The following is a 22,804-nucleotide window of genomic DNA, read 5'->3' on the forward strand; positions in this document are numbered from 1 at the left end:
CCATTCACCGATTTCAATCCCACCGACACTCGCCAAGGAGATATCACCATGAGTACTTTCACCACCCGCGACGGCACCGAGATTTACTACAAGGACTGGGGCACCGGTCAGCCCGTCGTCTTCAGCCACGGCTGGCCGTTGAATGCCGACAGCTGGGAATCGCAGATGATTTTCCTGGCCTCCAAAGGCTACCGGGTCATTGCCCACGATCGCCGTGGTCATGGCCGCTCCAGCCAGCCGTGGGCCGGCAATGACATGGACACCTATGCCGACGACCTGGCGCAGTTGATCGAGTTGCTGGACCTCAAGGACGCCGTGTTGTTCGGGTTCTCCACCGGCGGCGGCGAAGTGGCGCGTTACATCGGTCGCCACGGCACAGGCCGCGTGGCCAAGGCCGGGCTGATTTCCTCGGTGCCGCCGCTGATGCTCAAGACTGAAGCCAACCCCGGCGGCTTGCCGATCGAAGTGTTCGACGGCATTCGCCAGGCCTCCCTGGCGGATCGGTCGCAGCTGTACATCGACCTCGCCAGCGGTCCGTTCTTCGGCTTCAACAAACCGGGCGCCAAGCCGTCCCAAGGCATGATCGACTGGTTCTGGCTGCAGGGCATGACGTCCGGGCACAAGAATGCCTATGACTGCATCAAGGCGTTCTCCGAAACCGACTTCACCGAAGACCTGCAGAAGTTCGACATTCCGACCCTGGTGGTGCACGGCGATGCGGACCAGGTCGTACCGATCGAAGCCGCCGGCATTGCTTCAGCCAAACTGGTGAAAGGTTCTACTTTGAAAGTCTACCCCGGCGCGCCCCACGGCTTGACTGATACCCACAAGGATCAGCTCAACGCGGATCTGTTGGCGTTTCTCGAGGGTTGATCCGCGCCGTTTTGCGCCTGAGGACGGTGGTGCCATCAAGGCAGAAGTCCCACGATCCGTTGGGGCCAGGCTTGCCGGCGAAGGCGTCTTCATGGCCACTGCAGGACTCGTGGCCGCCTTCGCCGGCAAGCCTGGCTCCTACAGGTGGGTGCGCGGGAGGCCGCGCAGGGTCTGGCAGCGCCAGGCAAACGGATTGATGCCCTCGCTGCGGGTGAAGATATGGCAGAAGTGCGCCTGATCGCAGAAGCCGCATTCCAGGCTGATTTGCGTCAGCGTCAGGTCGGTGTTCTGGATCAGTTGCTTGGCCCGTGCAATGCGTTGATGACGAATCCAGTCCTGGGGCGAAAGCCCGGTGCTGCACTTGAACGCACGGGAAAAGTGGCTGCGCGAGAGCGCGCAGGCCTGTGCCAGTTCGGTGACTTCCAGGGTTTCACCGAGGCGTTCGAGAATCAACTGCTTGACCAGATTCTCGCGCCACGGGGTCAGGCCGCCGGTGTTTTTCCTGGTTTCAGTGACTGGCGCGCGAGCGGCGTTTTGCTGAAAGTAGACCATGGCAAATGTCCGTGTCGATGAGCTTCATTCTTGGTCGCGGGGTTCCGCCAGGCGAGTTAAACGTTGTTAATTGTTTGGCTGCGCATCCCTGTGCGAAGGCGTCAATTCAGCACATTGCTGCAATTTTCAAGGCTGGTAAGGGGGCACAATCGACATTACCTGTGGGCGACTTTGAAACGCTCCTTGCAAACGAACGGCCAACGTCCCGCTGAGCGGGTAAAGTCCGCCGCACAAATAAGGGAGCCGTGCCTGTGAACCGTAACGATCTGCGCCGCGTCGACATGAACCTGTTGGTGATTTTCGAGGCGTTGATGTTCGAAAAGAACCTGACCCGCGTTGCCGAAAAACTGTTCATGGGCCAACCGGCGGTGAGTGCTGCGCTGGGGCGGCTCCGGGATCTGTTCGATGATCAGCTGCTGTTGCGTAATGGCCGCGGGATGGAGCCGACGGGGCGCGCGCTGGCGATTCTCAAAGAGCTGCAACCGGCGATGGATGTTATTTCCGGGGCGGTCAGCCGGGCGAAAGAATTCGATCCGACGACGAGCCGCGATGTGTTTCGTATCGGCCTGTCGGACGATGCCGAGTTTGGGTTGTTTCCGCCGTTGCTGCGGCAATTGCAGGAAGAGGCGCCGGGGATCGTGGTGGTGGTGCGTCGCGCCAACTATCTGCTGATGCCGGCGTTGCTGGCCTCGGGAGAGATTTCCGTGGGGGTGAGTTACACCACGGAGTTGCCGGCGAATGCCAAGTGCAAGAAGTTGCGGGATATCCCCTGCAAGGTGCTGCGCGGGGACAAACGGCCGGGCACGCTGACGCTCGATGAGTACTGTGAGCGGCCCCATGCGATGGTGTCGTTTTCCGGCGATCTGAGTGGCAACATCGATCTGGACCTGGCCAAGATCGGGCGTTGTCGCCGGGTGGTGCTTGGGGTTCCGCAGTTCAGTGGGTTGCGGGCGTTGCTGGCGGGGACCGAGATGATTGCGACGGTGCCCGATTATGCGGCGTGCGCGTTGGTCGAGGGGTGTGCTTTGCGCGCCGAGGATCCGCCGTTTCCGATTGAGGCGGCGCAGTTGTCGATGGCCTGGAGCGGGGTGCAGGATAATGATCCGGCGGAGCGGTGGTTGCGGGGGCGGATCGGTCAGTTCATGTCTGGGCCGCTTCATGTTTCTTAGGCGCTTTTTTTTGAACTTGGCGGCCTTTGGGCCGACCAGGTTCTTGTTTGTTGTGTACATATCCGTTGCTGCGGTAATGGCCGCTTAGGGTTTCGCCCTTACGGCGAGGCACTTTTTTCAAGCGCCATAAAAGTACCCAAAAAGGCTCGCCCCGGCGTCCGGCCCCTCGCTAAGGCTCGGCGTTCCTTCGCTCCGGTATCCATCCGGGGACACTGCCCTCCGGTCTGCTTCGCGACGACCTACATGCAGCGTGTTCGACTGCGTCGAACGGCGCTGCGCGCCACTCCCCGGATGCACACCTCCACTCAGCCTACCGAAGGGGCGGGTGGATCAAGATCAAGAGCTGCAGGCGAGCTAACGCTCGGCCTGATGAGTGGTGACGAGCGAATGCGCGCCGATTTGCTCTTCTGTGGGAGCGAGCTTGCTCGCGAAGGCGGCCTGACAGCCGACCTGATTTTGCGGCTGTACCCGGATCAAAATGTGGGAGCGAGCCTGCTCGCGAAGGCGGCCTGACAGCCGACCTGATCTCCCGGCTGTATCCGGACCCCCTGTAGGAGCGAGGCTTGCCCGCGAAGGCGGCCTCGAGTGTTGCAGCGCCCCTTGATCCGCCTTCGCCAGCAAGCCGGCCCCTACAGGGATTTGCGTTGGGTCAAGGATCCATCCCAACCAGAAAAAGAGCACGTACATCCAATTTTCCCCGCCTCCACCCCGGCACTATCAAACCTGTTCCCGGCGCGTCGGCGCCGGTAGTTTCTGATTGATGGATTCTGTTCACCAGCATCCCCATCGCCGGGCCGACCAGGCCGGCTGGCGTTCATTATTCGTTTTGTCGGAGTCTTTCGTTATGCCTGAAGCCAATTCGCTGGACTCGCCTGCACGGGGCTTTGATGAAGTCGTGACCCTGGTCATCAAACACCGGATCAAGGCCGGTTTTGAAGTGCCCTACGAAGCCTGGTTGCGCAACATCGTCAGTATCGCCGGGCAGCAAAACGGGCACTTGGGCGTCGATGTGATTCGTGGCAAAAGCGCCGGGCTCGACTTGTACACCTGTGTGCTGCGCTTTTGCTCCACCGAGGCGATGCAGCGCTGGCTGGACTCGCCGCAGCGGCTTGAGTTGGTCAACGAAGCCACGCCGATGCTCGCCGACGGCGACCAGACCGAGGTCAATCCGGTCAACGAATTCTGGTTCGCGCCGCAGGCTGAAACCAACACGCCCCCGCCGCGCTGGAAGCAGGCTGTGGTGACGCTGCTGGTGATTTTGCCGCACACCTTGCTGGTGCCGCTGATCTGGGGCCCGCTGCTGCAGCTCAACGCCTTGCTGTCCAATTACGTGGTTGCCACGTTCCTGATCACGCTGACCATCGTTGTCTCGGTGGTGTACCTGTTCATGCCGATGGCGACGCGCTTGTTCGCGCCCTGGCTTTCCTCTTCCACTCAGCCTAAGGAAACGCGATGAGCGCCGATCTGATTTTATTCAATGGCCAATTTCATACCGTTGACCGGGAAAACCCGCGAGCCAGCGCCGTAGCGATCAGCGACGGTCGCTTCGCCGCGGTCGGCACCGATGCCGAAGCCATGGCCCTGCGCGGTTCGGGCACTCAGGTTGTCGACCTCAAGGGCCGCTGCGTCATCCCCGGTCTCAATGACTCGCACCTGCACCTGATCCGGGGCGGTTTGAACTACAACCTCGAACTGCGTTGGGAAGGTGTGCCTTCCCTGGCCGATGCCCTGCGCATGCTCAAGGATCAGGCCGACCGCACGCCGACACCGCAGTGGGTGCGGGTGGTGGGTGGCTGGAACGAATTCCAGTTCGCCGAAAAACGCATGCCGAGCCTGGAAGAACTCAACCAGGCGGCGCCCGACACGCCGGTGTTCGTGCTGCATTTGTACGACCGCGCCTTGCTCAACCGTGCGGCGCTGCGGGTTGCTGGGTACACCCGCAACACGCCAAACCCGCCGGGCGGCGAGATTGTGCGCGATGCCAACGGCGAACCGACCGGCATGCTGGTGGCGCGGCCCAACGCGATGATTCTGTACTCGACCCTGGCCAAGGGGCCGAAGTTGCCGCTGGAGTATCAGGTCAACTCGACCCGCCAGTTCATGCGCGAGCTCAACCGGCTCGGCCTGACCAGCGCCATCGATGCCGGCGGTGGTTTCCAGAACTATCCGGACGATTACCAGGTGATCGAGCAGCTGGCCAAGGACCAGCAATTGACCGTTCGCATCGCCTACAACCTGTTCACCCAGAAGCCCAAGGAAGAGCTGACCGACTTCAAGAACTGGACCAGCAGCGTGGCGCTGCACCAGGGTGACGATTACCTGCGGCACAACGGCGCCGGGGAAATGCTGGTGTTCTCGGCAGCGGACTTCGAAGACTTCCTCGAGCCGCGCCCGGACTTGCCACAATCCATGGAAGACGAGCTGGAGCCGGTGGTTCGCCATTTGGTCGAGCAGCGCTGGCCATTCCGTCTGCATGCGACGTATGACGAGTCCATCAGCCGCATGCTCGACGTGTTCGAGAAGGTCAACCGCGATATTCCGTTCAATGGCTTGCCCTGGTTTTTCGACCACGCCGAAACCATCACCCCGCAGAACATCGAGCGGGTGAGGGCGCTGGGTGGCGGGATTGCGATCCAGGACCGCATGGCATTCCAGGGCGAATATTTCGTCGAGCGCTACGGCAGCAAGGCCGCCGAAGCCACGCCGCCGATCCAGCGCATGCTGGCCGAAGGCGTACCGGTTGGCGCCGGCACCGATGCCACGCGGGTGTCCAGCTACAATCCATGGACCTCGTTGTACTGGATGGTCAGCGGCCGCACCGTCGGTGGCCTGCAATTGCACAGCGAGGGCCTTTCCCGGCAGACCGCGCTGGAGTTGTTCACCCACGGCAGCGCCTGGTTTTCTTCCGAACAGGGCAAGAAAGGCATGATCAAGGTCGGCCAACTGGCTGACCTGGCGGCGCTGAGCGCGGACTTTTTCAGTGTCGACGAAGAAGCGATCAAGTGGATCGAGTCGGTGTTGACCGTGGTCGGTGGCAAGGTGGTGTACGCCGCCGGTGACTTCGAAAAGCTCGGGCCGGCCAGCGTGCCGGTGCTGCCGGACTGGTCGCCGGTGGTCAAGGTGCCGGGTCACTGGCGCCCGGCTTCGCCGATGCAGGCCCAGGTTCACCATTGCAGCGGACCGTGCGGGGTGCATTCCCACAGTCATGAACGGGCGCGGTTGTCCAACGCGCCGGTCGGCGATTTCGCCGGTTTCTGGGGCGCCTTTGGCTGCTCGTGTTTTGCCTTCTGACGATTACAACAAAGCGTCGGTCGACTGGGCCGGCGCTCCTAGCGATAACCATCCACCGAGGAGTTACCCATGAGCAACGTACCTTACAAACGCCTGAACAAAGATGACGCCGTTGTGTTGCTGGTCGACCACCAGACCGGCCTGATTTCGCTGGTCCAGGATTTCTCGCCGAATGAATTCAAGAACAACGTACTGGCCCTGGGCGACGTGGCCAAGTTCTTCAAGCTGCCGACCATCCTGACCACCAGCTTCGAAAACGGCCCGAACGGCCCGATCGTGCCGGAGTTGAAAGAGCAGTTCCCGGATGCGCCGTACATTCCGCGTCCAGGCCAGATCAATGCCTGGGACAATGAAGATTTCGTCAAGGCTGTAAAAGCCACCGGCCGCAAGCAGCTGATCATCGCCGGTGTGGTGACTGATGTTTGCGTGACCTTCCCGACCCTGTCGGCGCTGGCCGAAGGTTTTGAAGTGTTCGTGGTCACCGACGCTTCCGGCACCTTCAACGAAACCGTGCAGCAGGCGGCCTGGGCGCGCATGTCGGCCGCCGGTGCTCAACTGGTGAACTGGTTCTCGGTGGCCTGCGAGCTGCAGGGCGACTGGCGCAACGACATGGAAGGCCTGGCGAATCTGCTGTCGCCGCGTATTCCCAACTACCGCAATTTGATGAACAGCTATTCGGTGCTGACCTCCAGGTAAGAGACGATACATCCCCTGTAGGAGCGAGCTTGCTCGCGAAAATCGCCAACGATAACGCGCTGTACCTGGGAGACCAGGGCGTCAGGTGGTTTTTCGCGAGCAAGCTCGCTCCTACACCCGCTTGTGCAACCATCCCAGAAACCCACCTTTCTTGATCGGCACCGGTTTGGCCAACAACGCCAACTGACTGTTCTGTTGTCGAACCGCCTGCAACTTGTTCAATGCGCGGCCTACTTCAGCGCGCTGTTCCATGCAGCTGCGAGCCAGGGATTTATCAATCCGGTAAATGATGCACGAGGTCAACGTCGTGAACGTCGCCTGCGACGGTGTATCGGCCAGGATGCTCTGTTCGCCCATGACCTCGCTCGGCCCCATGCGACCGGCTTCAATGTGCCCGCTGCCATCGGGCACGGTCGCGCTGACCACACCGGTGGCGATGACCATCAGGCTGTCCGGCACTTCACCCAGTTCCAGCACCACCTGACCGGCCGCGTACTGCTGCGCGACCATGGACCGGGCCATTTGATCGCGTTCATCTTCGCTCAGGGAACGGAAGACTTTCACTTCATCCAGCAATGCCCGTGCGCGAGTCGAAGGCTCGATCACGCCATCGAGCTGTCGGGAAATGCCCGCCGCTTCCAGATGCCGATGGGCCAGGTCAAACAGTTGATTGCGCACTTCGCTTTTCCTGCCCAACTCGGCGATAAACCCGCTGGCCACGTATTCGGACATGCTTTCGCCGGCCTCTTTCAATACCGCTTTGGGTGCCGGGTTGAGCAGCAAACTGCTGCTGCCCTGCAGCGTGCGATCCAGCGCATCCAGCACCCGACGTGGACGAATGTGGTTGGGTACCTGAATGCTGATCGACACGCCGTGCATATTGCTTGGCCGGCTCAAGTTGACGATCTTCGCCTTGGCCGCCACCGAGTTCGGCACCACGGCCGTGCTGCCGGCGCTGGTCAGCAGGTGAGTGGCGCGCCAGTCGATGTCCAGTACCTTGCCTTCCACGCCGTCGATCATGATCCAGTCATCCACCTGATAGGGCTTGGTGGTGTTGAGCACGATGCCGGAAAACACGTCGCTCAACGTGCTCTGCAGCGCCAGGCCGACCACGATCGCCACGACCCCGGACGTCGCCAGTAAACCTTTCACCGGCAACTCAAGTACGTAGCCGGCGGCCGCGACAATGGCGATCAGAAACACCAGTGCGCCTATCACGTCCTGAAGCAGCCGGCCGCTATGACCGATACGGCGCATCAGCACCAGGCCGATGACTTCGGTGAACACCCGCGCAGCGTACAGCCACCAGAGAATCCCCAACGCCGTGGCGCCCAGCTGCGCCACGGGATCGTCGGCAACCAGCGGCGCCTGCAACGGGCTGACGCCGGCGTTGATGATCAGCGCACTGAAGATCAGGAACAGCGCCAGACGCACGCCGACGCGCACGACGCGATGCTTGAACGGCGCGAGGTGCCAGAGCAGGGCGTCGATCACCAACAGCAGGGCGCTCCAGGACAGCAGGTGAGCAAGGAGGAAGGGCATGGCAAACTCCGACGGTAATGTGGCGACTTATCAGGTGGAAGCGCTTTCGTGGCGAGGGAGCTTGCGCCCGCTTGAGTGCGCAGCACTCAAAAATCTTTATCGGCCAGCGCACAGATTAATAGGGTGATGAAGAGGGAAAAAGCGGCTATAAAGTGTTTGACTGTCAACCAGGGCGTGACAATGAATCCGTTCGAAGATATGCGCATTTTTTGCCAGGTCATGGACTCCGGCAGCTTTACTGCGGCCGCCGATCAATTGGGCCTGTCCAAGCAATTCGTCAGCCGGCGGCTGATGCAGCTCGAAGAACGCCTGGGCGTGCGCTTGCTCAACCGGTCTACCCGGCGCCTGGACGTCACCCCCCTGGGACAGAGTTACTACGAGTCGGCCTTGCGCCTGCTCGGTGAAGTGGAGCAAGTCGAGCAGGGCATCGCCGGCCAGACCACTGAGCCGCGGGGCACCATTCGCGTGAGTGCGCCGTTGTCGTTTGCGCTGGCGCATCTGGGCTGTCTGCTGCCGCTGTTCTTGCAGCGTTACCGTGACGTTACGGTGGAAGTGGATTTGAGCGACAGGCCAGTGGATTTGCTCGGTGAGGGCTACGACCTGGCCCTGCGCATCGGCATTCTGGAAGACTCGACGCTGATCGCCCGGCGCATCGCTTCCATCCAGCGCGTGTATTGCGCCAGCCCTGCGTATCTGGCCGAACGCGGCACGCCGCGCAAGCCCGAAGACCTGCACGACCATGACTGCCTGCCCTATGGCCATGGTCGCCAGGTGCAGTGGCGTTTCGCAGGGCAGGGCAAGCCGCTGGCGGTCAACGTCACCGGGCGGATGCGGGTCAACAACGGGGAGTTGCTCAGGGATGCGGCGATTGCCGGGATGGGGATTACCTACTTGCCGACGTTCATTGTCGGTTCGGCGTTGAAGGATGGCCGGCTGGTGCCGGTGCTGGATGATTTTCGCCCGGAGCCGCTGACGTTGTCGGCGGTGTATCCGCAGCATCGCCAGGGGTCGAGGCCGGTGCAGGCGTTGATCGAGTTCCTGCGCGAGCGGCTTGATCGGGCGGACGAAATTTTATAGAACAAAGCACTTTGCAATGTGGGCGCAAGACCGGCTTGCTCCCACAGGTTTTTGTCGGGCTTGTACCATTGGCGTCTGTCAGGTCCTTTGTCAGCGACTGTTTCGTCCGCGCGATGTGCCCGGGTGTGTCAGTGAATGCTCGAAGCCAATTCGAAAATCGGGATGTACATCAGGATCACGATGACCCCGATCAGCAGGCCGATGAAGGTCATGAGCAAGGGTTCGAACAACCGCACGAACCATTCGATCCAGCGGCTGATTTCCTCGTCATAGAAATCGGCGCTGCGCTCCATCATTTGCCCGAGGTTGCCGGACTGTTCGCCGGCGCGCAGCAGGCGCAGGGATACCGGTGTCACCAAGTGATTAAGCTCCAGCGCGGCCGACAGCGATTGCCCTTCGCGCACCCGTTCGCAGGCCTGGTCCAGGCGCACGCGCGAGGGGACGGTCAGCAGGCCGCGGACCATGCCCATGGCGGTGACGAGGGGGATGCCGCCTTGCAGCAGGATGCCCAGGGAGCGGTAGAAACGCGCCAGTTCGTACATGAAGATGCGTTGATGGACCGCCGGGAGTTTTTCGATCACCCGGTCCAGGCCCCGGCGAAAGGCCGGCTGGCGTTGGAGGAAACCGAGGGCGACGATGATCGCCACCAGGGTGCCGAAGAATTCACCCTGGTGGGCGTGCAGGAACATCCCGCCGCTCATCAGGATCTGCGACAGCCACGGCAGGTTCGAGCCCAGGCCCTCGAACACCAGGCTGAAGCGCGGTACCACGTAGCCCATCAGAAACAGCACCACGCCACTGCCCACCACCAGCAACAACAGGGGGTAGATCGACGCGCTGACGATTTTTTGCCGAACCTCGTCCATGCGCTGGCGATAGCTGACATAGCGGCCCAGGGCATCGCCCACGGCGCCGGTCTTCTCGCTGGACTGCACCAACGCGACGTAGAGCGGCGGGAACACCGCCGACAACTGCCCCAATGCCTGGGAGAACGATTTTCCTTCGTAAAGCAGGCGCACCAGTTCGCTCAAGGTCTTGCGGGCCTGTGGCGCGCTCTCTTTTTCCGCCAGGCTTTCCAGCGCATCGATCAACGGCAGGCCTGCGTTGAGCAGCGTCGTCAGTTCCTGGCTGAACAGCACCAGGTTGAAGGTCTCGCGCTGGCGCAATCGCAACGAGCGCCAGTGACGCTCGGCGCTCATGCTGACCACTCGATAACCCTGGTCTTCGACGATGCGACGGGCTTCGCTGTGGCCGAGCGCCTCGACGGTCATCGAGACTACACCGGCCTTGCCAACGGCTTTGAGATGAAAACGCATATCGCCACTCCCGTCACTGCCAGCTGGTGACTTCGGCGTTTTCGCCTTCGCCGCCGGGTTGGCCATCCTTGCCCATGGACAACAGGTCGTACTCGCCATTCTCGCCCGGGTGGCGATAGGTGTAGTTGCGCCCCCATGGATCCTGCGGCAGCTTTTTCTGCAAATAGGGACCGGTCCAGCGGGTCTCGTCGCTCGGCGCGGTGACCAGCGCCTGCAAACCCTGTTCGGTCGACGGGTAATGGCCGACCTCCAGGCGGTACAGATCCAGGGCCTTGCCCAGGCCTTCGATTTGCGCCTTGGCCACCTTCACTTCGGAACGCCCCAGCTGGGCGAAATACTTCGGTGCGACGATGCCGGCCAACAGCCCGAGCACCACCAGCACCACCAACAGTTCGAGCAGGGTAAACCCGCGTTGAGTTCGCGGGGTACTACACAGACGCTGATTCATGATGACCTCACACAGTCGGCGGAAGGGTCGCCATGACGGCTTATGCAATTGCCATGCTCATGCCCCAACATCGTTCTGCAACCCCCGAAACAAAGGCCTTCGCGCATCCGGCACAGTGCTTGCGTATGGCAGATGTACGACCGGCCATTGGGGCATTACCCCCATTTTTCGGGGCCGGTCAGGGGAGACAGAACAATGAAAACACTCACCGCGGGACTGCTCGGGCTGCTCATGCTGACCGATGCCGTACAGGCCGATGTGTTCGTGTCAGTGGACGCCAAGGGCAGCTACGTTTTGTCCAATGTCCACCGTCCCGGTCGCACCTATGAACGGGTGATTCATGAGCCTGAATCAGCCCAGGTCAGCATTGACCGGCAACCACAGATGATTGCCCGGCAACCCTACGCCGAGCTGGTCTCGGCGGCGGCCACGGCCAATCAGCTACCGGCGGCGCTGTTGCATGCCGTGATCCAGACCGAGTCCAGCTACAACTCCGGCGCGACCTCACCCAAGGGGGCCGGCGGGCTGATGCAGCTGATGCCCGACACTGCCCGGGAAATGGGCGTGACCGACGTCTACGACCCCAAGGCCAACATCCAGGGGGGCGCCCGTTATCTCAAGCGCCTGATGACCCTTTTCGACAACGACATCAGCCTCGCCGTGGCGGCCTATAACGCCGGGCCGCAAGCGGTGCTCAGCCGCGGCGGGGTGATCCCGCCGTTCGCCGAAACCCAGCGTTATGTACCCAGTGTGTTGCGCCAATACCGACGCTTGCAGGGCCTGGACGTGGATGCGCCGTTGTGATCGGCGACGGTGGGGCAGGTTTCCCCAACTGTGGGGCAAACCGTCCCGGCCCGGAAAGGGGGAATGGGTGGGGAATATCCCCCGGATTATCAATTGCTAATCATAACTGACTGATAAATAACAATAACTTTTATGGCATGCGGATTGCTCCAAGGGATTTGTCGAGAATTATTCCTGTGAGCACCCACAGCGAGGCCCGTGATCATGACCGGCATACCCCAGGCTCAATCCCTTTTCAAATTACTGCTGTTGGTGGCATCGATGCTCGGCATCGGGGTGGCCGAGGCGGCGCTGCGCTGCGAACGCAATCTGGTGGCCAACGTCGTGGCACTGGATCAGCCCCTGATGTTCAACCGCCTCGGCGCGCAGAACGTCAACGGCATGATGTTCGCCTTGCGCCGCGATGTGGTCGACGACCACGACAGGTCCCTGGCCCAGGGCGGCGCGGCGGTTCCGGGCAAGGTCTCGCTGCGGCCGGACAAGCGTCCGCGGCCACTGGTGCTGCGCGTCGCCGCGGGTGACTGCCTGACCATCAACCTGCAGAACCTGCTGGCCTATCAGGCCAACCCCGGTTCGCACGATGACGGCGAGGAAGAAGAGGGCGAGGAAGGGGAAGTTGAAATCGGCAACGAAGACAACTTCAAGGTCGACGAGCAGGTCAAGGACCGTCACGTCGGCTTCCAGGTCAACGGCATGCAGGCAGTCAACAGTATCGACGACATTGCTTCCTATACCGGGCGCAACGCCAACACCTTGATCCCTCCAGGCGCCAGCCGTTCCTACACCTTGTACGCCGAGCGCGAAGGGGCATTCGCCGCCAGCAGCCGCGGTGCGACCTTCGGTGGTGAAGGGGATGCGGGCAACGTTGCCAACGGCCTGTTCGGCCAGGTGGTCGTGGTGCCCAAGGGCGGTCGCACTTATCGCAATACCGTGACCGAAGAAGAAATGCGCCTGGCCAGCACCGGCCGCACCCCGGCCGGTCAGCCGATCGTCGACTACCAGGCGCGGTACCCACAGCGCGAGCCGTGGATCCGTGAAGGCAAGGCCGGCACGCCGATCATCAATATGGTCGACGGTAATGAAATCATTTCCAGCGAGAGCGACGCGATCGTGATGGGCAGCAACGCCGATGGCAGTTTCCCGCCTTCGACCTATCCGCTGGAAGCCATCGGCAAACGCAACCCGGCGATTCCCAACCGTCTGGAGCCGTTCCGCGATTTCGCTTCGCAGTTCCAGGATGAAACCGCCGCGACCCAGGCATTCCCCGCTTACTGGGCGGACCCGGTGATGGCCCACGTGCTGGAGCCGACCCGCGATTCGTTCATGATCAACTACGGCTCCGGCGGCATGGGGGCCGAAGTGGTGGCCAACCGTTTGGGTGTCGGGCCGATGCACGACTGCCTGTCCTGCGCCTATGAAGAGTTCTTCCTCAGCTCCCACACCGTCGGCGACGTGGCGATGCTGGTGGATGTGCCGGCCAACGCCGGTCTGGAAGGCATTCTTCCCGGTCAAACTCCGCGGGCCGATCAGATCGGGGTCAAGGCGACCATGGCGCTGTATCCGTCCGAGCCCTCCAACGTCAACCACAGCTACATCGGTGACTTCGTCAAATTCCGCAACACCCACAACGGCCACGAGCAGCATATTTTCCACCTGCACGGGCACCAATGGTTGTTCAACCCCAACGACGACAACTCCGACTATGTGGACGCCCAGGGCATCGGTCCGGGTGCTGGCTACACCTATGAAATCGCCAACGGTGGTTCGGGCAACCGCAACCGTGTCGCCGGCGATGCGATCTACCACTGCCACTTCTACCCGCACTTCGCCCAGGGCATGTGGGCCATGTGGCGGGTGCACGATGTGTTCGAAGAAGGCACCAGACTCGAAGTCTCCCAGCAGGGCTCAGACGGTTATCACAGCGAACCTTATGCGCTGCGCAGTGGTAAACCGGCAGCTGGCGCTCGGGCCTTGCCCGATGGCGAGATCGTTGCCGGCACACCGATTCCCGCTGTCGTACCGCTGCCGGGTAAAGCCATGGCGCCGATGCCGGGCAAGGTCGCGGTGGTGCCGAAAATCGGCGAAACCCTGGTGGCAGGTGGCGACGACGATGATGAGGAAGATGACGACGGCGAACACCACGGCGGTAACGGTGGCGCCCAGGCGATCGGTTCGTTGGCGCTGGTGGATCGCAGCGAAGCAAACCGCAATGCCGACGGCACCCTGAAAAACCCTGGCTATCCGTTCTGGATCGGCGGCATGGAAACATCGGTCGGCCAACGCCCACCGACTCCACCGCTGGACATGCTCGACGCAGCCAAGGCCCAGTCCTTGAAGACCAGCGGCAACGCCTTGTGGGCCAACCTCGATCCGGCTCAGTCCGGAGGCTGGGACGGCGGCCTGGGCCGGCATTCCCTGGACGGTTTCTCCGCCGGTGGCGAGGCGCATACCATTACCACCTCCCTGGATTTCTCCAAGGAAGTGACCCGCGCCAAGCCTATTTACATGCCGGAAGAAGGCACCGAAGTCGAACAGGCGGCCATGGCCTTCCACGCCAAAAAGGACCACCCAAGCTTTGCCTTGCTGCCCGGCAATCAGGTGGTGGCGCGCAACTTCCGCACCAATGGCGCTTTGCCGATTGCCGGTGCGCCGTATTACGAACCCTGCATGGATGACCGGCAAAAACGCCTCACCAGCAGCGCCGGCACCGGCGAGTTTGCCAGCGGCGAACGGGTCGACGGCATGTCTTACAGGGGGGCCTCGACGTTCACTGCCGACCGTCCACGGGTCTATAAAGCCGCCAACATCCAGTTCGACGCGGTCTACAACAAGGTCGGTTACCACTTCCCGCAAGCACGTATCCTCGCCCTGTGGGAAGACGCCTGGCCGGTGATCACCAAGCAGCGCCCACCAGAGCCGCTGGTGATGCGCATGAACACCTTCGACTGCGTGCAGTACCAGCAAACCAACCTGGTGCCGGCCACCTATGAGATGGACGACTATCAGGTACGCACGCCGACCGACGTGATCGGCCAGCACATTCACCTGCCAAAATGGGACCTGACAGCGGCCGACGGTTCGGCCAACGGCTGGAACTACGAAGACGGCGTGCTCTCCCCAGGTGCGGTGCAAGAACGCATCCATGCCATTCGCGAGTTCAACCAGTGCGAGGGCACCGATCCGCGTGACGGCACACCGACCTGTCCGAAAGCCAAGGCTCACCCGTTCTTCGGCCAATACGGCCGGGCCGACTGGGTCGGCGCGCGTACGGCGATGCAGCGCTGGTTTGTCGATCCGGTGGTGAACACCAAAGGTGTCGACCGTGGCCTGGGGACCATTTTCACCCACGACCACCTGGGCCCATCGACTCACCAACAGATTGGTCTGTACGCCACGGTACTGGCCGAACCTGCCGGCTCCACCTGGTTCCACGCCGAAACCGGCGAACCCTTGTACAGCGGCGCGCGGCAGGACGGCGGACCGACTTCGTGGCAAGCGGTGATCTCCACCGGCGACGTGGACGGCGACGGCAAGAACGACAGCTTCCGTGAGTTCTTCCTTGAGTACAGTGACTTCCAACACGCCTATGAAGCCGGTGTGTATGTCGGTGCCGGCCCCAATGGCGTGCCCAATCCGCAAGCCTTCCCGGCCACCGCGGACAGCTTCCGCTACGCGATCAACCCGCCGGTGCGCAATAACGCCAGCAACCTGCTGGAAGGGATCGTCGAAGTGCAAGGCGGGCAGGTTCCCGGTTGCCCAAGCCGGCCATGCCCACAGGCGATCTCGGTCGATGACCCGGGAATGTTCGTGGTCAATTACCGTAACGAACCGCTGGCCCTGCGGGTATACGACCCGAACAAGGTCGGCCCGGACGGCAAGCGCGGCATGCAGGCCGACGGCCTCGGCGGCGACCTCGCGTACGCCATGCAAAGCCGTACCGACCGTGCGATCCCGGCAATGAACCTGGCGCCGAACCTGGTCACCGCGGCCACCGGCCCTACCGGCGGCACCACGCTGTTCCCACCGCACATCAACCGTGGCGGTGCAGAGCCGGGTGACCCGTTCACCCCAATGCTGCGCACCTATACCGGTGACAACGTGCGGCTGCGGGTGCATGCCGGTGGTCACGAAGAGGAGCACAACGTGACCTTGCACGGCGTGAAATGGCTGCAAAGCGGTTCCGGGTTCGGCAACAGTTCCAACTCCGGCTGGCGCTCGTCACAGATGGTCGGGATCTCCGAGCAATTGGGCTTCAATGCGCCGGTGTCGATGATGTCCAGCTCGGCCGCGACCACGGGTGACTACCTGTACTCGATGGACGCCTCCCTGGAAGGTTACTGGAGCGGAATCTGGGGCGTGATGCGCAACTACACGGCCCAGCGCAGCGATCTGTTCGCGCTGCCGAACAACCCGAAACCGGCTGGCATGCGTAACACCGTGGCGTTCGATGGCATCTGCCCACGGTATGGCGCCAACCCGAATGGCATCGGTACCCGGCCGACCGTACAACGCAACTATGAAGTGGTCGCGGCGCTGGCCAACGACATTCTTCGCAACCCGCTGAACCTGTCCATCGGCGATCCGGCCGGGCTTGGGCAGCATGTCGGCGGGCCGTTGAATCCGGCGGGCGGCACCCTGGTATTCAACTCTCGGACCGTGAGCATTCCGCAGGTCACCGTGACCGATCCCGAAGACGGTGAGACCTTCACCATCGGCGGACAAAGCGGACCGCTGCATGACCCGACGGCGATCCTTTATGTGCGCAAAGGCGATCTCGATCCGATCACCGGCAAGCTCAAACCCGGTGTGCCTGTAGAACCGCTGGTACTGCGCGCGGCGGCCGGTGATTGCATCAACATCACCCTGGAAAACCGTCTGCCCATGGTCATGCCGGACCTGACCCAGACCGCGGTGATGCAAGGCATGGTCAAACGTGACCGCAACAGCGGCCTGGGCGCGACCACCTTCAGCAACAACCTGATGCGGCCGTCCAGCCACGTGGGTCTGCACGCGCAACTGCTGGCGTACGACATCACCAAGTCCGACGGCACCAACGTCGGCGCCAACCCGATCCAGACCGTGCCACCACGGGTCGGCAACGTCGGAGCGTATCCGTCGCGTACCTATCAGTACTACGCCGGGCACCTGGAGCGTGAAGGCAAGCCGATCACGCAACTGGGCCGCAACGTCGACAACATCAACGCCACGGCGGTGGAGTTCGGCGGGTTGAATTTCACCCCGGCGGACGTCATCAAACAACCGCAAAAAGGCTTGGGCGGGGCGATGAGCATCCTGCCGATCGGGGCGACCTGGGTTGACGATGCGCGCAAAGTGACGGCGACCGTCACCGCGCCGGGGCAGACCACCTACCGCGACTTTGCGATGGTCTGGCAAAAAGCCCTGAACATCCGCTGGGCCAACGGTCGGCCGGTGGAAGGCATTGCCGCCGAAGGCCTGGGTGTGCCGACCGACCCGCAGGACAACTCGAGCATGGCCATCAACTACAAGGCCGAGCCGCTGTGGTTCCGCTTCGGGCTGGCACCGGATGCGCCATTCGGTCATGCCGATGGCCATGGCTACGGTGACGTGCCCAATGCGCACATGGCCTACAGCAACGCGTTGGTGGGAGGCGATCCGCAAACGCCGGTCCTGTATGTGAAACCGGGGCAACCGTTCCGCACCCACATCATGTTGCCCACCGGTGGCAGCCGCGGTACGACCTTCCAGCTTGACGGTCACGTCTGGTCGGTCAACCCGTTCCAGTCGGAGAAGAGCGATACCGGTGGTTATCCGATGAGTACACCAGGGGTGGGATCGGTGCGGTTCGGCTACAACCCGATGTCGATGTACATCGGCGCCCGCGAAAGCATCCTGCCGGCGGCGCACTTCAGCTTCATGCACCCGAGCGCCGGGGGCAGCAATGCGATACCGGGCGATTACCTGTTCCGTGACTACGGCGCCTACGGCAACACCGCCGGGCTTTGGGGGTTGCTGCGGGTGACCAACGAACCTGAACCGGCGCCTGCACCGTAGGAACACGACTGGCCTGATGCCAGGCAGTGCAGAGAAAAACGAGCGATGAGTCATCTGTGGCGAGGGAGCTTGCTCCCGCTGGGACGCGAAGCGGCCCTGAAAAAGGGACTGCTGCGCAGTCCAGCGGGAGCAAGCTCCCTCGCCACAGGATCAGCGTTCGAAGGCAGGCACAGATCTGTAATGGGAGAAACGACATGAACAGGACCATCATGGTGGCCGCTTGGGCGCTGGTTGTAGGGTTGGGGCTGATCTGGCTGGGGGTCTGGCGGGCGTGGCAGCCGGTCATGCTCAGCGAGGCCGCAGTGCCGAAGGCCTGGAACCAAAACACGCTGATGCGTGACGGGGTGTCGGTGGCGTTTGAGGTGAAGCCGCTGGCCGCCGACGGAGTGCTGCGCGAGGGTGAGTTCGCCGATGTGCGCTTTCGGGTCACTGACAGCACATCGGGTCAGCCACTGTCAGGCGTCTCCCCCGGTGCCTGGGTCGACCCGGAAGCCGTCGCCGCCGACCAGGCCCAGGGTCGCGAGCAAAGTTGCAAATCCCGGGTCGGGGTGTTTCTGAAGTCGAGCATCGGCGCACGGCCACTGCTCGACCTCAACAGTTACTTCCTGCTGGTGATGAACCGCGATGCCAGCGTTTCGGTGGTCGACCCTTCGGTGTCGGTGGGCGGGATCACCAGCACCATGGCCCGGATCGATATCAAGCAGCCGCCGATGGACTGGGTGACACCCCGGGACAACAAGCGCGTGTTTGTATCGATGCCCACCGCCGGTGAAGTGGCGGTGATCGACAGCGAGCAGTTCAAGGTGATCGACTCGGTCGCCGCCGGCAGCAATCCGGTGCGGTTGGCGTTGCAGCCGGACGAACGCCTGCTGTGGGTCGGCAACAACGCCAAGACCGCCGAGGAGTCCGGGGTCACGGTAATCGACACGCAAAGCCTCAAGGTCCTCAAACACCTGCCTACCGGTGCCGGGCATCACGAAATCGCCTTCAGCAAGGACAGCCGTCATGCCTTCGTCACCAACCGCGACGACGGCACGCTGAGCATCATCGACATCGCCAGCCTGACCATCAGTAAACAATTGAAGACCGGTTCGCACCCGTTATCGGCCGCTTACTCGTCGCTGTCCCAGGCGGTGTATGTCGCCGACGGCCAGGACGGCACGGTGACCGTGGTCGATGGCACCAGCCTGGCGGTGCGCCGGGTGATCAAGCTCAAGCAGGGGCTCGGCCCGATGGGCTTCAGCGCCGACGGGCGTTTCGGCATTGTGCTCAATACCCTGGAAAACCAGGCCGCTGTCGTGGACGCGGCCACCGATTCGTTGATCCATGAACTGGACGTGTCCGCCGAACCCTATCAAGTGGTGTTCACCAAGGCCTACGCCTACATACGCGGACTGGCCTCGGCCAAGGTCACGATGATCAACCTGTCGTCCCTGGGTGAAGGCCGCAAGCCGATCAGCCAGGGTTTCGAAGCGGGGCCGCAGGCGCCGCGCCTGGCTGGCGACTTGCCGCTGGCGTCGAGCCTGGCGGTCTCGCGGGACGACAACGCGGTGTTTGTGGTCAACCCGACGGACAACACCACTTACTTCTACGCTGAAGGCATGAACGCGCCGATGTCCGGTTACCCCAATCGCGGCCAGGTGGCCCGTGCGGCACTGGTCATCGACCGCAGCCTGCGCGAAGTCGAGCCGGGGCTGTACAGCTCCCGGATCAAGCTGCCAGGCGCCGGGCGTTTTGACGTGGCCTTCCTGCTCAACCAGCCGAACATCATTCATTGCTTCACGGCCCTGGTCGAGCCAGACAAGAACCTCAACCAGCACCTGGGCATGCCGAAGGTGGAGTTCATGCTCGACAAGGCCACAGCGGCCCTGGGCAGCCCTTACGTCGTGCGCTTTCGCATCGTCCAGGGCAAACAGAAGGCCCAGCGCAGCGGCGTGAAGGACGTTCAGGTGCGCTACTTCCGCGCCCCGACGTCACGCGCTCAGGAAGTCGCTGCCCTGGAGGTGGGCGACGGGGTGTACGAAGCCCCGGTGACCCTCGACCAGAACGGTGCCTGGTACCTGCATGTGCGCGCCGCGTCCCTGGGCGCGAGTTTCGACGACAAGACGTTTGCCAGCGTTCGGGTGCTGCCCGGCGATGCCCACTAAGAGGAAACTGACATGAACCGATTCGCACACCGTGGACTGTTGACGTTCTGCCTGTTGGCCGCCGGCATCGCCCAGGCCCAGGCCCACTCGGCGGATGAACACGCCGGCCATGAAATGCCGGCCAACAGCGCCAGTTCGCAAAGCGCCGAGGTCAAGTTCGCCGACGTCGCCCTGGTGGACCAGGACGGTAAATCGGTGCGTCTGGAAAAGGACCTGGTGACCGACAAGATCGTGGTCATGAGCTTCATCTACACCAGTTGCACCACGATCTGCCCGGTGGTGTCCTCGATCATGGGCAAGGTGCAGAAACAGCTGGGCGCCCGGGTCGGCACCGAGGTGCAGCTGGTATCGATCAGCATCGACCCGCAGCGCGATGACGCCAAACGCCTCAATGATTATGCCCGCGACTTCCAGCGCGGTCCGGGCTGGAGCTGGCTCACCGGCAGCCCGCAATCGGTCAATGAAACCCTCAAGGGCCTCGGCAGCTTCAGCGGCGACTTCAAAAGCCATCAGCCATTGATCCTGGTGGGCGACGGCAATAGCCGCAACTGGACCCGTTACTACGGCTTCACCGACCCGGCCGTGCTGACCCGTGAAGTGGAAAAACTCAGCGGCCAGCGCAACGTCCACACCAAGCACACCGCCATTGCCATGGAGCATCACCCATGAAAGCGCTCGCCTTGATTATCCTGACGATGGGCTTTTTCGCGAGCAGCGACAGGGCGTTCTCCCACGAAGGGCACGCGAGCGCCGCGCCTGAGGTGGCGGTTGCACAACCGGCGGGCGGCACCCGGGATGCGCAAACCTGGTTCACCGACACGCCGCTGCAAGACCAGAACGGCAACACCCTGCGTTTCTACAGTGACGCGTTGCAGAACCGCGTGGTGCTGTTGAACGTGATCTTCACCAGTTGCAACGATGCCTGCCCGCTGATTACCCGCAAACTCAAGGAGGTTCGCGAGGTGCTGGGTGACAAGGCCGATGGCATTACCTTTATCTCCCTTACCAGTGATCCGCTGCGGGACACCCCGGCGGTACTCAAGGCTTACACCTTGAAGCAGGGCGTCGATGGGCCCCACTGGCTTTTTCTTACTGGTGACAAGGCGCAAATCGACCTTGTGTTGAGTCGCATCGGCCAGATCCTGCCGAGCCCCGAGCAGCATTCCACCCAGTTGATCGTCGGTGACGTGGCCAACAAACGCTGGAGCAAGATTCGTCCCGATGCCCCGGCCGCCGCCATTGCCCAGCGCCTGCAGTTGCTGACAATGCCCGTGGCCGGTCGTTGAGCCCGCACCATGAAGCGCTCAATCGTCCTCGGCCTGCTACTGCTCGGCGGCATCAGCCTCGCCGCCCATGGCCTGCCCCTGAGCCCCAGCGAAACCGCCGGTAAACGCTTGTATCGCGAGGGGGTGTCGGGCAGCGGTGAGCCGATCATGGCCCGGGTCGGTGCGGCGAACATGCTGTTGCCGGCCAGTAGCCTGCCGTGCGCCAACTGCCATGGCGCCGACGGCCGGGGGCGACCGGAAGGGGGCGTGCGGCCGCCGGATATCAGCTGGTCGCGACTCACCAGCAGCTATGGCCAGCAGCAGATCAATGGCCGTGACTACCCGGCGTATACCGAAGGCCTGCTGGCGCGGGCGATTCAGGAAGGACGCGACCCGGGTAACAATCGGCTGGATCCGGCGATGCCGCGGTTCGTGCTGTCGATGAATGATCAGCGCAACCTCACGGCCTATCTCAAGCGCCTGGCCGACGACCGCGATCCGGGCCTGACCGCCGAGACGCTGCACCTGGGGACCTTGTTGCCCAGCCAGGGGCCGTTGGGCGAGGAGGGCGCCACGGTGGCCGCAGTCCTCAAGGGCAGCGTGGCGCGCATCAATGAAGCGGGCGGGATTCATGGTCGGCAGTTGTACCTGACGATTGTCGATCCGGGCCCGGACCGCGCCAGTGCCGAGCAGGCGCTGGACCGCTTGATCGAGCAGGAACGGGTGTTCGCCCTGATCGCACCGCTGGTGCCAGCACTGGACTCCGACCTGGCTGCGCGCCTGGACCGGGCCGGTATCCCGCTGATCGGACCGCTGTCGCTGCTGGGGACCAACCAGGCCAGTCGGCAGATTTTCGAGCCGCTGCCGGGGTTGCGCGAACAACTGATCGCCTTGGCCGATTACGCCACCAACAGTTTGCGGGTGCTTCAGGGACCGACGCTGATCACCTACCCCGACGAGCCCGGGCAACGGCTGGCGGCGCAGAACCTCGGTCAGTATCTGCAGGGTCGCGCCTGGCAAAAAGTGACCCTGCAAGCCTATGACCCGGAACGTGACGAGTTGCCGCTGGGCTCGCGTTCGGTGTTCTACCTGGGCAGCGGCGGCGGGTTCAGTCGCCTCGCCGCCCGCTTGCAGACCGCAGGGCAGGTGCCTTACCTGTTCGCCGCGTCGAACCAGGTGGCCGGCGATCTGCTGCAGGTGCCCAGTGGTTTTTCCCGGCGGGTGTTCCTGGCCTATCCCTTCGTGCCCAGTGACTGGACGCTGGCCGGACGCCTGGCGTTGACGCGGATGCGCGAACATCAGGGGCTCGGCGGGCAACATGCGGTGCTGCAAGTCGGCGCGTTCAGTTCGATGCTGCTGTTCAGCGAGGGCATGAAGCAGGCCGGGCGCGACGCCAGCCGCGAGAAGCTGGTCAATGCCCTGGAAGGCCTGCATGACTTCGATACCGGGCTGACCCCGCGGATCAGCTTCGGTCCGGGTCGTCGCCTGGGCTTGAGCGGTGCGCACATCGTCACCGTGGAACTGCCCGACCAGCGCTTCTACCTGGTAGCCCCCTACAAACCCATTGCCGCCATACCCTGACCGGAGGTCG

General features: G+C 62.7%; 17 protein-coding genes. 13 read left to right on the forward strand and 4 right to left on the reverse strand.

All coding sequences use genetic code 11. The annotated features are described in order from the left end of the window. Window positions 1-48 precede the first annotated feature (48 nt). Window positions 49-873 carry an alpha/beta fold hydrolase gene (locus tag ACA041_RS12000; RefSeq protein WP_497441286.1) on the forward strand — a complete coding sequence of 275 codons (825 nt, stop codon included), beginning with the start codon at window positions 49-51 and terminating at the stop codon, window positions 871-873. Between the two features lie 138 nt (window positions 874-1,011). Here ACA041_RS12000 and ACA041_RS12005 read toward each other — a convergent pair whose 3' ends face one another. Then, entirely contained in the window at window positions 1,012-1,425 is a 414-nt protein-coding gene (locus ACA041_RS12005; RefSeq protein ID WP_497441287.1) for a helix-turn-helix domain-containing protein, read from the reverse strand. A gap of 251 nt (window positions 1,426-1,676) precedes the next feature. On the opposite strand from ACA041_RS12005, the gene ACA041_RS12010 reads away from it, so the two are divergent. From ACA041_RS12010 to ycaC, 5 genes are all read left to right on the forward strand, one after another. Further along, a complete protein-coding gene (locus ACA041_RS12010) occupies window positions 1,677-2,594 on the forward strand; it encodes a LysR family transcriptional regulator (RefSeq protein ID WP_497441288.1) in 918 nt (305 codons plus the stop codon). A gap of 387 nt (window positions 2,595-2,981) precedes the next feature. Beyond that, complete coding sequence (locus ACA041_RS12015; protein ID WP_497441289.1) at window positions 2,982-3,107, forward strand: hypothetical protein; 126 nt, start codon at window positions 2,982-2,984, stop codon at window positions 3,105-3,107. Between the two features lie 331 nt (window positions 3,108-3,438). After that, window positions 3,439-4,050 carry an antibiotic biosynthesis monooxygenase gene (locus tag ACA041_RS12020; RefSeq protein WP_497441290.1) on the forward strand — a complete coding sequence of 204 codons (612 nt, stop codon included), beginning with the start codon at window positions 3,439-3,441 and terminating at the stop codon, window positions 4,048-4,050. Then, the gene (locus ACA041_RS12025; protein ID WP_497441291.1) at window positions 4,047-5,885 is read left to right on the forward strand and encodes an amidohydrolase; all 1,839 of its coding nucleotides are present in this window, start codon (window positions 4,047-4,049) and stop codon (window positions 5,883-5,885) included. Before ACA041_RS12020 ends, ACA041_RS12025 begins: the two co-directional genes overlap by 4 nt. A 69-nt stretch (window positions 5,886-5,954) precedes the next feature. Continuing rightward, complete coding sequence (gene ycaC, locus ACA041_RS12030) at window positions 5,955-6,581, forward strand: isochorismate family cysteine hydrolase YcaC (protein WP_497441292.1); 627 nt, start codon at window positions 5,955-5,957, stop codon at window positions 6,579-6,581. Between the two features lie 111 nt (window positions 6,582-6,692). Here ycaC and ACA041_RS12035 read toward each other — a convergent pair whose 3' ends face one another. Next, window positions 6,693-8,123: a mechanosensitive ion channel domain-containing protein gene (locus tag ACA041_RS12035; protein ID WP_497441293.1), complete on the reverse strand. Its 1,431-nt coding sequence runs from the start codon at window positions 8,121-8,123 to the stop codon at window positions 6,693-6,695. Between the two features lie 180 nt (window positions 8,124-8,303). Here ACA041_RS12035 and ACA041_RS12040 point away from each other — a divergent pair, with 180 nt between their 5' ends. Continuing rightward, window positions 8,304-9,200, forward strand: coding sequence for a LysR family transcriptional regulator (locus ACA041_RS12040; protein ID WP_497441294.1), 897 nt, complete (start codon window positions 8,304-8,306; stop codon window positions 9,198-9,200). Between the two features lie 128 nt (window positions 9,201-9,328). Here the strand turns inward: ACA041_RS12040 and ACA041_RS12045 are convergent, their stop codons facing one another. Continuing rightward, on the reverse strand, window positions 9,329-10,516 hold the full coding sequence (locus tag ACA041_RS12045) for a type II secretion system F family protein (RefSeq protein WP_497441295.1): 1,188 nt from the start codon (window positions 10,514-10,516) through the stop codon (window positions 9,329-9,331). A 13-nt stretch (window positions 10,517-10,529) separates the two neighbouring features. Then, window positions 10,530-10,964 carry a type II secretion system major pseudopilin GspG gene (gspG, locus tag ACA041_RS12050; protein ID WP_497441296.1) on the reverse strand — a complete coding sequence of 145 codons (435 nt, stop codon included), beginning with the start codon at window positions 10,962-10,964 and terminating at the stop codon, window positions 10,530-10,532. Window positions 10,965-11,159: 195 nt separating this feature from the next. On the opposite strand from gspG, the gene ACA041_RS12055 reads away from it, so the two are divergent. The 6 genes from ACA041_RS12055 (at window position 11,160) to ACA041_RS12080 (ending at window position 22,794) form a co-directional block, all read left to right on the forward strand. Continuing rightward, on the forward strand, window positions 11,160-11,768 hold the full coding sequence (locus ACA041_RS12055) for a lytic transglycosylase domain-containing protein (protein WP_497441297.1): 609 nt from the start codon (window positions 11,160-11,162) through the stop codon (window positions 11,766-11,768). Window positions 11,769-11,972: 204 nt separating this feature from the next. Further along, entirely contained in the window at window positions 11,973-17,801 is a 5,829-nt protein-coding gene (mnxG, locus tag ACA041_RS12060; RefSeq protein WP_497441298.1) for a manganese-oxidizing multicopper oxidase MnxG, read from the forward strand. Between the two features lie 194 nt (window positions 17,802-17,995). Continuing rightward, complete coding sequence (locus ACA041_RS12065; RefSeq protein WP_497441299.1) at window positions 17,996-19,948, forward strand: cytochrome D1 domain-containing protein; 1,953 nt, start codon at window positions 17,996-17,998, stop codon at window positions 19,946-19,948. A 12-nt stretch (window positions 19,949-19,960) separates the two neighbouring features. Then, complete coding sequence (locus tag ACA041_RS12070; RefSeq protein ID WP_497441300.1) at window positions 19,961-20,617, forward strand: SCO family protein; 657 nt, start codon at window positions 19,961-19,963, stop codon at window positions 20,615-20,617. Further along, window positions 20,614-21,234, forward strand: a complete 621-nt coding sequence (locus ACA041_RS12075; protein ID WP_497441301.1) for an SCO family protein — start codon at window positions 20,614-20,616, stop codon at window positions 21,232-21,234. Before ACA041_RS12070 ends, ACA041_RS12075 begins: the two co-directional genes overlap by 4 nt. A 9-nt stretch (window positions 21,235-21,243) precedes the next feature. After that, window positions 21,244-22,794 (forward strand): cytochrome c/ABC transporter substrate-binding protein, encoded by a 1,551-nt coding sequence (locus ACA041_RS12080; RefSeq protein WP_497441302.1) that lies wholly within the window; start codon window positions 21,244-21,246, stop codon window positions 22,792-22,794. Window positions 22,795-22,804 lie beyond the last annotated feature (10 nt).

It is taken from the genome of Pseudomonas sp. LBUM1676 (genome assembly GCF_059695605.1).

What these genes read in the sequence shown, in the direction of transcription:
- ACA041_RS12000 (WP_497441286.1), top strand. Translation starts at nt 49, where the DNA reads ATGAGTACTTTCACCACCCGCGACGGCACCGAGATTTACTACAAGGAC.
- ACA041_RS12005 (WP_497441287.1), bottom strand. Translation starts at nt 1,425, where the DNA reads ATGGTCTACTTTCAGCAAAACGCCGCTCGCGCGCCAGTCACTGAAACC.
- ACA041_RS12015 (WP_497441289.1), top strand. Translation starts at nt 2,982, where the DNA reads ATGCGCGCCGATTTGCTCTTCTGTGGGAGCGAGCTTGCTCGCGAAGGC.
- ACA041_RS12020 (WP_497441290.1), top strand. Translation starts at nt 3,439, where the DNA reads ATGCCTGAAGCCAATTCGCTGGACTCGCCTGCACGGGGCTTTGATGAA.
- ACA041_RS12025 (WP_497441291.1), top strand. Translation starts at nt 4,047, where the DNA reads ATGAGCGCCGATCTGATTTTATTCAATGGCCAATTTCATACCGTTGAC.
- ycaC (WP_497441292.1), top strand. Translation starts at nt 5,955, where the DNA reads ATGAGCAACGTACCTTACAAACGCCTGAACAAAGATGACGCCGTTGTG.
- ACA041_RS12035 (WP_497441293.1), bottom strand. Translation starts at nt 8,123, where the DNA reads ATGCCCTTCCTCCTTGCTCACCTGCTGTCCTGGAGCGCCCTGCTGTTG.
- ACA041_RS12040 (WP_497441294.1), top strand. Translation starts at nt 8,304, where the DNA reads ATGAATCCGTTCGAAGATATGCGCATTTTTTGCCAGGTCATGGACTCC.
- ACA041_RS12045 (WP_497441295.1), bottom strand. Translation starts at nt 10,516, where the DNA reads ATGCGTTTTCATCTCAAAGCCGTTGGCAAGGCCGGTGTAGTCTCGATG.
- gspG (WP_497441296.1), bottom strand. Translation starts at nt 10,964, where the DNA reads ATGAATCAGCGTCTGTGTAGTACCCCGCGAACTCAACGCGGGTTTACC.
- ACA041_RS12055 (WP_497441297.1), top strand. Translation starts at nt 11,160, where the DNA reads ATGAAAACACTCACCGCGGGACTGCTCGGGCTGCTCATGCTGACCGAT.
- mnxG (WP_497441298.1), top strand. Translation starts at nt 11,973, where the DNA reads ATGACCGGCATACCCCAGGCTCAATCCCTTTTCAAATTACTGCTGTTG.
- ACA041_RS12065 (WP_497441299.1), top strand. Translation starts at nt 17,996, where the DNA reads ATGAACAGGACCATCATGGTGGCCGCTTGGGCGCTGGTTGTAGGGTTG.
- ACA041_RS12070 (WP_497441300.1), top strand. Translation starts at nt 19,961, where the DNA reads ATGAACCGATTCGCACACCGTGGACTGTTGACGTTCTGCCTGTTGGCC.
- ACA041_RS12075 (WP_497441301.1), top strand. Translation starts at nt 20,614, where the DNA reads ATGAAAGCGCTCGCCTTGATTATCCTGACGATGGGCTTTTTCGCGAGC.
- ACA041_RS12080 (WP_497441302.1), top strand. Translation starts at nt 21,244, where the DNA reads ATGAAGCGCTCAATCGTCCTCGGCCTGCTACTGCTCGGCGGCATCAGC.